We start from the raw sequence: 814 nt of genomic DNA, 5'->3' as shown, positions 1-814 counted from the left end.
ACCAGATCTACACCAAGAAGTAAACCGAAGGAGCAACACATGCCCATCCGTCCTCTGCACGACCGCCTGGTCGTCAAGCGCAGCGAACCCGAACTCAAGACCGCCAGCGGCATCGTGATCCCCGACTCCGCCGGCGAGAAGCCCGAGCAGGGCGAGGTCCTGGCCGTGGGGCCTGGCAAGCGCAACGACCGTGGCGATCTGATCGCCCTGTCCGTCAAGCCCGGTGACCGCATCCTTTTTGGCAAGTACGCTGGCCAGACCGTGAAGGTCGAAGGCGAAGAAGTGCTGGTCATCCGTGAAGACGATGTCCTGGCCGTGCTGGTGTCCTGAGACACCACCCAACAACAACCCATTCCTGGAGAACACACAACATGGCAGCCAAACAAGTCGTCTTCGGTGACGACGCCCGCGCCAAGATCGTCCGCGGCGTCAACGTCCTGGCCGACGCCGTCAAGGTCACCCTGGGCCCCAAGGGGCGCAACGTGGTGCTCGAGCGCTCTTTCGNGTCAAGGAAGTCGCTTCCAAGACCAGCGACAACGCCGGCGACGGCACCACCACGGCCACCGTGCTGGCCCAGGCCATCGTACGTGAAGGCTTCAAGTACGTGGCCGCCGGCCTGAATCCGACCGACCTCAAGCGCGGCATCGACAAGGCCGTGACGGCCCTGGTGGCCGAGGTCAAGAACATCGCCAAGCCCACGACGACCTCGAAAGAGATCGCCCAGGTTGGCGCCATCTCGGCCAACTCCGACTGGGACATCGGCCAGATCATCGCCGATGCCATCGACAAGGTGGGCAAGGAAGGCGTGATCACC

Annotated in this window: 1 protein-coding gene and 1 pseudogene; both read left to right on the top strand. The window is 63.5% G+C overall.

Translation table 11 applies throughout. The annotated features are described in order from the left end of the window. Positions 1–39: 39 nt before the first annotated feature. Positions 40–330 (top strand): co-chaperone GroES, encoded by a 291-nt coding sequence (locus EIP75_RS23815; RefSeq protein WP_125245670.1) that lies wholly within the window; start codon positions 40–42, stop codon positions 328–330. A 41-nt stretch (positions 331–371) separates the two neighbouring features. Then, positions 372–814, top strand: a pseudogene (locus EIP75_RS23810) (TCP-1/cpn60 chaperonin family protein); the annotation flags it as partial.

Origin of the sequence: Aquabacterium soli (assembly GCF_003933735.1) — a bacterium.
In the GTDB taxonomy this organism is placed as follows: Bacteria; Pseudomonadota; Gammaproteobacteria; order Burkholderiales; family Burkholderiaceae_C; genus Aquabacterium; species Aquabacterium soli.
Note: the sequence above shows the minus strand (reverse complement) of the source record. Positions and strands in the feature narration are given on the sequence as shown.

What these genes read in the sequence shown, in the direction of transcription:
- EIP75_RS23815 (WP_125245670.1), top strand. Translation starts at nt 40, where the DNA reads ATGCCCATCCGTCCTCTGCACGACCGCCTGGTCGTCAAGCGCAGCGAA.